This is a genomic window from Marivita sp. (genome assembly GCF_020055635.1).
Taxonomy (GTDB): domain Bacteria; phylum Pseudomonadota; class Alphaproteobacteria; order Rhodobacterales; family Rhodobacteraceae; genus Marivita.
In genome coordinates this window covers 1-9181 of the sequence record NZ_JAIPUT010000094.1, presented here as the reverse complement: position 1 = coordinate 9181, position 9181 = coordinate 1, and the positions used below count along the sequence as shown (strand labels likewise).

7 protein-coding genes are annotated in these 9181 nt (G+C 62.4%); 3 read left to right on the top strand and 4 right to left on the bottom strand.

All coding sequences use genetic code 11. From position 1 onward, the window contains the following. Positions 1-166 precede the first annotated feature (166 nt). Together LCF60_RS22165 and LCF60_RS22160 are read right to left on the bottom strand one after the other, a co-directional pair. Positions 167-532 (bottom strand): glycine zipper family protein, encoded by a 366-nt coding sequence (locus tag LCF60_RS22165; protein ID WP_292294719.1) that lies wholly within the window; start codon positions 530-532, stop codon positions 167-169. A gap of 106 nt (positions 533-638) precedes the next feature. After that, positions 639-1652: an AraC family transcriptional regulator gene (locus LCF60_RS22160; RefSeq protein WP_292294718.1), complete on the bottom strand. Its 1014-nt coding sequence runs from the start codon at positions 1650-1652 to the stop codon at positions 639-641. 656 nt (positions 1653-2308) lie between these two features. Here LCF60_RS22160 and LCF60_RS22155 point away from each other — a divergent pair. Further along, on the top strand, positions 2309-4816 hold the full coding sequence (locus LCF60_RS22155; RefSeq protein WP_292294717.1) for an HWE histidine kinase domain-containing protein: 2508 nt from the start codon (positions 2309-2311) through the stop codon (positions 4814-4816). A 177-nt stretch (positions 4817-4993) separates the two neighbouring features. After that, positions 4994-5284: a hypothetical protein gene (locus LCF60_RS22150; RefSeq protein ID WP_292294716.1), complete on the top strand. Its 291-nt coding sequence runs from the start codon at positions 4994-4996 to the stop codon at positions 5282-5284. A gap of 320 nt (positions 5285-5604) precedes the next feature. Here LCF60_RS22150 and LCF60_RS22145 read toward each other — a convergent pair whose 3' ends face one another. Continuing rightward, on the bottom strand, positions 5605-6741 hold the full coding sequence (locus LCF60_RS22145; RefSeq protein ID WP_292294715.1) for a class II histone deacetylase: 1137 nt from the start codon (positions 6739-6741) through the stop codon (positions 5605-5607). 109 nt (positions 6742-6850) lie between these two features. Here LCF60_RS22145 and LCF60_RS22140 point away from each other — a divergent pair, with 109 nt between their 5' ends. After that, a complete protein-coding gene (locus LCF60_RS22140) occupies positions 6851-7834 on the top strand; it encodes a LuxR C-terminal-related transcriptional regulator (RefSeq protein ID WP_292294714.1) in 984 nt (327 codons plus the stop codon). A 175-nt stretch (positions 7835-8009) separates the two neighbouring features. Here LCF60_RS22140 and trpS read toward each other — a convergent pair whose 3' ends face one another. Beyond that, positions 8010-9011: a tryptophan--tRNA ligase gene (gene trpS / locus LCF60_RS22135; RefSeq protein WP_292294713.1), complete on the bottom strand. Its 1002-nt coding sequence runs from the start codon at positions 9009-9011 to the stop codon at positions 8010-8012. Between the last annotated feature and the right edge of the window lie 170 nt (positions 9012-9181).

Here is a 9181-nt window from a genome sequence, read left to right as displayed (position 1 = left end):
GCAAGGGATCGCCGCGCCCCGCGTGGCCTTACCGCAAGCTGGCCACTGTCGCCCCAGAGGTGCCGGGGCGGATACTCACAACGCCATTTCGGGCGACCGGCCCCCCCGGTCAGCAGATGGTGCAGATTTGTCATGCGGGCATGGACATCATGCATGGCACTCTCCCTCAGTTCACGACCGCGTGGCCGCGACCGCGCAGGCAGTTGAGGACGATATCTTCCCGCGTATCGCTTGCCTCGGATGCGCCGGCCGCGGCGCCCGCCAGCGCACCGACCACCGCCCCGCCGAGCGCGTCGCCTTCGTCGTCGACCTCACCCAAGATACCGCCGATGCCAGCACCGATCGCGGCGGCGGCCATGGTCTCGTGATCCAGCTGCGACTGGTTGCGGGCAAGGCCACGGCAGGCAGCGAGGTCGCTCTGGAATTGTGCAGTCGGGGCACCGTCCAGGATCGGGTCCACATCCGCGCCCATGTCGGCGCAGGCCCCCAGCAGGGCGGTCAGGCAGAGGGGGGCGATCAATATCGGTTTCATGTCGTAGCTCCTTCGACGGTTAAACATGTCGAGGGAGGATCTACCGATCTACGCCAAGAAGCGGCATGACCGCAGGGATCAGCGGCTTGACCTACGGCATCAATCGTCAGTCCCGCGCCAACCAGGCGGTCGGACTCGTCCCGGTCCAGCGCCGGAAGGCCCGCACGAAGGCCGAGGCCTCGGAGAAGCCCAGGAGATAGGCCGTTTCCGCGACCGAAACCTTGCCCGCGCTGAGGTAATCCATCGCCATTCGGCGCCTGAGGTCGTCATGGAACCGCCCGAAGGTCACGCCTTCTTCCTTAAGCCGGCGGTAGAGCGTCTGCCGGCTCATACCGAGGTCGCGCGCGGTGCGGTCCATCGACAGCTGTCCCTCGTGCAGATCCGCAAGCATCCGCGCCTCTACGGCCGAACGTGCGGTGTCACGGCTCGCAAGCTCTTCCAGAAGCGCATCCGCATGGCGCGTGAAGATGCCGAACACGCAGTCTTTGCCGCCATCGAACGCCGCGTCGAGCCAGACCGGATTGATCCGGAGCGCGTTGCGCGCCGCGCGGAACGTGACCGGTACCCGGAAAAGCTCCGGGTAGCGGTTGGCATGCGGCGGCGGTGCATAGCTCACCTCCAACGCCTGCTCAAATGGATGTTCGGGCGCAGAGCGGCGGAATTCCGAGATGAACCGGGCAAAGCTCGCCTCGGTCGCCATCCAGCTGCCGTCGCAGGGTCGATGATCCACCAGCCAGACTGCCTCCCCGTCGCGCTCGAGCGCGAACCGGTCCCGTCCGCCAGGGATCGGCACATCGGCCATGAGGCGCGCATAGCGGTTCAGTTGATCCAAACTGTGCGGGAAGGACGTTGAGGCATGCACGATCTGGCCGCCGATCGACATCGACTCGAGCCGGGTCTCCAGCACGTGACGCAACAGCAGCGACGTGTCCCCTGTCGCCTCGATCCCCGAGGCGATGAGCGCCTGGTAGGCGGCGACCGGGATGCGCGTGTCCTGATCGGCCAGATCCTCGTCCGTCAGCTCCGACGCCGCGAGCAAACGGCTTCGCGCCGCCCCTTCCGCCACCGCGTAGTCGAGGAAAGCGGCCGCGAATCCTGCGGCCATGGTCTGATCGGACATGCGGCAGTCCCCCGCGGTCAATATCCTGATGCGCCCGGTCATGCCGCTCAGCGCGCGCGCGGGCAGAATGATTCGGGACATGGCGCAAGGACAACCCCATGCTGCACTTCTTGATCGCTCTGGGCGCCGGTCTCCTCGGTCTATCCGCCCTGGCCGTTGCGACGCTCCTCTGGGTCACTCGGGTGCCTCCCCCGGTGCCGGCCACCGTGATTGACGATGCCTCGCGGCCGAGGCTCGAAGGTGACGGGGTTCTCCTCCCTGGCAGCGTCGCCGGAGCACCGGAGGCCCCCTCGTCGTCGTTCTGCAAAACTTGAAATCCGTTTTCAGTAGTAAGCGACCGTGCTGCCGTTCGCTGCGGACGCTCGATCACCCGCGACGGTGGCCCGCCGTCTCTCGGCCCCCAAGTCCTTGCAGAAGTTGACGCAAAGTAGTTGTTGTGATGACCCGCCTTCCTCCGTATCGACTCGCGCCGGTAATGTCAGGGTGCGGTGGTCGCTACGGAACGCCGCGCTCAAGGCGACGTTTCGGTATCGAACCAGTCTGAAGGAACCTGAATGCCAATGCAGGCCGAGCTGCGACAGCCGGCTCATTCCGGCAGATGCCGCGTGCTTGAGCCGAGCCCTCATAGGGGGCCTTTCCATCCTCACCGTGGCGGCATGATTCGGGCCGCACGCCGCATCTGCTGTCTGGCCACGTTTTTTATCGTGTCGGTCGCGGTGTCGGCCTCGGCCCAGCCCGACGACCGCTTGCGTGTTCTTCTTCTTCAGTCCTTCAGCAGCGACCTCCCGTATTCCGAGAATTTCCTTCGCGGCCTTACAGGTGTATTGGATGTCGCCGGACGTCCCTATGATCTCTACATCGAAAACCTCGACGCAGCCCGGTTTTCCGGGGATAGCCAGCGGGCGATATCGACCCGATATCTGTCGGGTCGATATGCGGACGCCCCTGTGGACATCGTGATCGCGAACGCCCGGCCGGCCGGAAATCTGCTGGCGGGCGCACCCGAGCTTCTCCCCGACGCCCGTCGGATCTTTGTCAACGGACCGATGAGCGAGGCCCGGGACCAGGTTCCGCACGATAGCCTCCTCCTGAGCGCCAACTTCGCCTTTGATCGCGCGTTGTCCGAAGTGATGCGCCTGTCCAACCCCCGCGAACTACATGTCGTGATCGGTGGCACGAGCCCCGCGGCAGCAACACGGCTTGACCGTTTCCGCGATGCCGTGGCGGGGCTCGACGTGGAAATTCCGGTCATCTACCTGACGGACTTCACACTCGAGGAGATCCTCGACCATGTGGCAAGGCTGCCGCGAGATGCGGCCGTTTACGAACTCGGCGTGTTCCGTGACGCGGCCGGTAGGCAGTTGGTCCCGCTGGAGGTGACGGAACGGATCGCCGAAGCTTCGAACGCTCCGGTTTTCACTTACTGGATCGCCGAAGGAAGCGGTACGGTCGGCGGGCTGGTTCTGTCCGCCGAAGCGCTGGGTGAGGAGACGGCCCGCGCCCTACTGACGGGGCCCGAGGAAGGCATCATCGACGACGCGGGGCTTTCCTTCGTCTACGACTGGCAGGCCTTGCGACGCTGGGGTTTTACAGAGGAAGAGCTTCCGGCAAGAGCCACGCTACTGAACCGCGAGCCCGGGCTTCTCGAGGAGTACACGGCTGAGGCCGTGGCCACGCTTGCGGTGCTGATCGTGCTTCTGGCCATGACGATCGCGCTCGCCGCGACTATTCTCGCAAGACGCCGGAAGGAACGCGAACTTCGGGAAAGCGAGGCGCGCCTCACGGCCGTAATCGAACAGCTGGCTGAAGGCCTCGTCATCTTCGATACGTCCGGCCGTGCGACACACTGGAACCCGGCGGCGCTTGCAATGCACGGGTTCGCCGTAGGGGATGCCGCCCCCTCTGCTGAGCAGATGGACCGGCTCTTCGAAATCAGCGATGTGGAGACCGGAGAGCCGCTGCCTGCCGAAGAGCGCGTGGTCCAGCGTATCCTGCGCGGCGAGACCGTCCACAATGTGGAGCGGCGGGTTCGCAGGACGGACCAAGGCTGGGAGAAGATGTTCGCCTTCTCCGGCTCGGTCGTCCACGGCACCGGAGGCGAGACGCTAATCGTCATTGTTATCGCCGACGTGACCGAGCGACGGGAGAGCGATGAACGACAGCGCCTTCTCATGAGGGAAGTCGACCACCGCGCGAAGAACGCGCTCGCCGTCGTGCAAGCGGTCGTGAAGCTGACGCGCGCCGACACGATGCCGGCGTTCCGGGAGGCTGTGGAGGGCCGCGTCTCGGCGCTGGGACGCTCGCACTCGATCCTCGCCGAGAACTGCTGGAACGCGGTAGATTTCTCGACGATCCTGCGCGCGGAACTCGCGCCCTACGCGGGAAACGTCGCGGCGCATCGAGTCTCGCTCGAGGGACCGGCCGTCACGATACTGCCGGACGCGGTGCAGACGGTGACGATGATTCTGCACGAGCTTGCAACCAACGCCGTGAAGTATGGCTGCCTCTCCCAGGAGCAGGGATCGCTCTCGGTCCGGTGGCGCCTGGAAGGTGCAGGCGGGCTTCGCGTCTTCTGGGAGGAACGCGGCGGGCCTACAGTTTCGGCGCCCGAAGGCAACGGTTTCGGCACGCGCATGATCTCGGCCCTGGTCGGCCAGATCGACGGAGACATTGGCTATGATTGGCGGGCAGAAGGACTTTGCGTGTCCCTTGGAATCGCGCGCGGCATCACAAAGGGCAAAACTGGGGAAGACGACGTCGCGGTAGCCCCACGACGTGCGCGCACCACGAATGGAGGCAGCCGCCCGCTGAGGGTCCTTGTGGTGGAAGACGAGCCGCTCATCGCCGAGCAAATCGTCTCGGATCTCGCTTCGGCCGGGCATATCCCGATCGGGCCGGCACGGTCCCTCGACGACGGTCTTCGGCGCGCACGCTCGGAATCGACCCTCGACGGCGCCTTCCTCGACATGAATCTCGCAGGGGAGGTGTCGACGCCTATCGCCCATATACTGCGCGAGCGCGGCGTCCCCTTTGCCTTGGCGACAGGGTATACCGATGCTGCCCGTGCGAAGGATGGAGTCGCGGTACTGGAGAAACCTTTCTCCAGTGAGGAGATGCTGGACATGCTGGAGACGCTTGTCAGCGTCGATGCGGCAACGGAGTGACCCTGTCCGTCGCTGTGCCAGACGGGGTCACGGTGGGAAGACTTCACGACGCAAGGGCTGAGGATAATGCGCGGCCTCTCGCGGTGGCAGCTCCCCATTCTCACCGTCGCTGATCGCGGTGGTTCTCGCCTCTTCCGGCGACTGCCGAACCGTAAGAGCGTCATCGTGGAGCGCGCAATGAACCCCCTCGTGCCGGGCGATGCCGTGCTCTGTTCGGATGGAGGCAATGGCTACAAGGACCTCGCGGTGGCGCGCGGGCTGGAGCACTTCGTGGTCGGGAACAAGCCAGGCACGCGTGTCGCGGCAGGCTGTCATCACATCCAGAATGTGAACTCGCTCTACGCCCGCTATAGCAGGTTCATCGAGCCGTTCTGCGGACCGGCGACAAAGAACCTCAATGGCTACATCCGTTGGCTGGAGGTGCGGCTGGCGGGTATGTCCCCGGCGGAGATTGTCCGCGCCTCGTAGACCGGGTGTCGCGCAGGTCTGCTCCGAGCCCTCTTTGACCGATGCTGCGCGGCTTACGAACTGACGCGACGGGCGCGAAGCTGCCTTTGCTGTTGGCAGGACCCCCCGTTCCTGGGGTTTACTGCATCGACCATCGCCGTAGGGCACATTTCGCATTGTCGGCATTTGCCGGTGCCACAATATTATTGTGTCCTGGATAGTCCGCATGCAGACGATTTGGGCAGAAACCATCTGCGGATTGCGGCGAACTCCGTCAAATACAGAAGTTCGCCGCTTTGGTGAAACCGGAGCACATCATGTACTCGCCGGCTGTGCTGGCTTCAAACCTCTGCCAGTTCTCGTGGCCGAGAGACGCCAGGAACAAGCGCCGCAGATTGGGCGATCATCTCGGCCTGATGCGGCTGAAGTTCTTGCATGCCCATTCCGGCGATGATCGGCAGGAACGGATCTTCGATACCGCTGCTGGCACCGCAAAGGGTTTCGACCACGGCCAGCCCGCAGAAAGGTGTGTAGGCTGCCGAATAACCACCCTCGTGTAGCACCAGCATCCGACCTTTCGAATGGGCATCGGCCTGGGCCTGCAACTTGCCAATGATTTCGCGGTACGTGTCGCTATAAGCCATGTTGCGGCCCAGCGGGTCGATCCCGCCTGCATCAAAGCCGGAGAGGACGATGATCAGCTCAGGCGCGAACCAATCCAGAGCCGGAACCACGACCGTTTCCATGGCATGCAGATAGGCACCATGGCCCGATCCCGGAGGAAGCGGCACGTTCAGGTTATAGCCTGTTCCCGCGCCTTCACCTGTTTCTTGTACAAATCCTGTGTCGGGTGGGTAGAACTGGATCTGATGCATCGAAATGACCAGCGTATCGGGGTCGTCATAGAAGGCTTTCTGGGTGCCGTTGCCGTGATGCACATCATAGTCGATGATTGCGATCCGGCCCAGCCCGAACTCTTTGCGAAGCGCCTTTGCAGTCACTGCGCCGTTGCCGAAAATGCAGAAACCTCGGCCCATATCTGCCTCGGCATGGTGGCCTGGCGGGCGGTTCAAAACATAGGCGTTGTCGATCTCTCCGCGTAGAATGGCCCGGCCTGCGGTCAACCCGCCGCCGACCGACAAGCATGCAATTTCATATCCACCGGCTGCAAAGGGGGTCAGTTCGCCCGCGTCGCCACCGCCTGCATCGCTCATCGCCTTGATACCGTCCACGTATTCGGCTGTGTGGAACAAGCACAGCTCGTCGCGGGTCGCCGGGGTGATATCGTCGAGAACATGAAGATACTTCTTGATGCCGCTGACGCTGAGCAGGTTTTCGATGCGGCGCTTGGTTTCCGAGTTCTCGGCATGGGGCTGGTCGGGCTGGATCGCACCGCCCGAGGGCAGAAAAGCTGCTCCGACCCCTGTATTGTGCCAAAGATAGGATTCGTGAAATACGTAGCCGGTTTTGCGGGTCATGTCAGGGTTCCTCCTTGAATATGGCCTGTTGGCCGTCTCCCTGTTCAGACGATAGGCTTGACTTTGAACGGGGTAATCGTTCAAATGAACCCGTTCATATGGAGGGGATATGTCGACGCTCGACCAAGTGGGCGCGGTGCTGATGGAAATTCATGAACTCCCCGAGAGGGTGCCTTTTGATGAGTTTCAGGACGCTGCCTTACAAGCGGTAAAACGGGTTGTTTCTTTCGATTCAGCTTGGTGGGGGCTTGTTGCGGGTCTGGAAATTCATTCTGCAACGCGGTTTGAACTGCCCGAAGGATACCGCCGTCATTGGGAAAGCGTGCGCGAACATGATCCTATCGCAAGTGCGGCGCTTGGCGCGCCATTTGTGACTGTGCGGTTCAATCATCAGGACTTGCTAACCTACCCGGAAATCTCCAGTTTTCTGGAGGTCTATGGAATTCACCACGTTCTGTGCACGGCCACCCGCCAACGCGACCTTGGGCTGTATGCGTTTTTGTCGCTCTACCGGAATGATGCCACCTTCACCGAAGAAGAACGCTCGGTCAAGCAGGTCCTGGTGCCCCATCTTTTGCACGCACTCGGGCAAAGTTGGCGGAGAAACATGGAGCGAGGTCTGCAAAGCCTGAATGGCCAGCCTGATATTCGTGCCGCAGCGATTTGCGACCGGCGCGGCCTGGTGCTTTCGTCTGAAGCGGCTTTGAAAGGTGTCCTGCGCCGCGAATGGCCTTCTTGGCAAGGGCCGCATCTGCCGGAAACACTGGAGCAGGCGCTGAGCCGGAATGATCGCTTTGTCGGAACCCATATACAGGTGAAGATCGATGCGGTCTCCGGGCTCTTTCTGCTGCGTCTGTCCGAGCGTGACCCGTTTGACGACCTGACTCAGCGCGAGGCGGATGTGGCGCGACTGTTCGCCGAAGGACATACCTACAAGGAAGTCGCGAGAGAACTGAACCTCGCCCCGTCGACCGCGCGGCACTACCTGCGCAACGTGTATTCCAAGCTGGATGTGTCCGACAAGGCAGCCTTGGCGATGCTCTTGGTGCGCCGCGACGAAGGCTCTGAAATGGCACGTCCTACCGTTGTCTGATCATCCGGTTCCCTACGCGACCATTCTTGCTTGCGCTCGCAGAGGAAGTGGACCAACCGCCGTCCATGCTGCTCCACGGACGGGATGTGCCGAAAACCGACATTGGAGCGTCAGAAGTAAAAGCTCATATTGTCCGCATAGCGAACCTTCATCCGGATCGCCCGCACCTGCTCATCTACAACTGGAATAGGCCCAAGGCACTCACCACATCCCGCTTTGTCGCCTCGGTGCGCTGCCGCGCCCGTGCCGTGCCTTCTTTGATCACCTCAAGAATGTAGCCTCGGTCCTCGGCGAGCTGTGCCCTACGCTGGCGAATTGGGCCTATGAGTTCCTGAAGGATCGCTTCCAGACGCGCCTTGATCTTGCCATCGCCAAGCCCGCCGCGCTGATATTGTGCCTTAAGCTCGGCAAGCCCGTCCTGGTCCTGATCGAAGGCGTCAAGGTAGGTGAAGACAACATTGCCCTCGATGCAGCCCGGGTCTTCAACGCGCAGGTGGTTCGGATCGGTGAACATCGCTTTGACGGCACTTCGGATCTGCTCCGAAGATGCGGACAGAGCGATTGCGTTGCCTCCGGATTTAGACATCTTGGCCTTGCCGTCGATACCAGGCAACCGGCCCGACTTGGGGATGATCGCCCGCGCCTCGGGCAGAACGGCGCGGCCTGCTGCTGCGTTGATGCGCCGCACGATCTCGTTCGTTTGCTCGATGAGCGGGGCCTGATCCTCGCCGACCGGCACGATGGTCGCCTTGAAGGCCGTGATGTCCGCCGCCTGCGCTGCCGGATAGCACAGAAATCCTGCCGGAATATCGCGCCCGAATCCGCGGGCGCGGATCTCGTCTTTGATCGTCGGGTTCCGTTCGAGCCGCGCGACCGTGACAAAGTTCAGGTAGAGCATCGACAACTCGGCCAGCGCCGGCAGGTGTGATTGCAGACAGATGATCGTGCGCGCAGGATCAATGCCCACGGCCAGATAATCCAGCGCAACCTCTATCACGCTTCGCCGCACCTTCTCCGGATCATGGGCGTTGTCGGTTAGAGCCTGGGTGTCCGCCAGCAAAAGAAATTGTTCATGGCTGTCCTGATAGCGCAGCCGGTTTGCAAGCGAGCCTGCATAGTGCCCGATGTGAAGCGGCCCCGTTGTGCGGTCGCCGGTCAGAATGGTTGGTCTGTTCATTTGCTTCTTCCCCTGAAACGAGAGGCGGTGCATTGGGAAGCTCGGAAAGCAATAGGCCGCCCATGCGGCGGCCTCGGAATACGTTTGGTCATCCGGCCACCCTGTCAGGAGGCCAGCCACCAAGTCATTACGATGATGATCGTGTTTTCCATGAAATATTAGCTATCGCC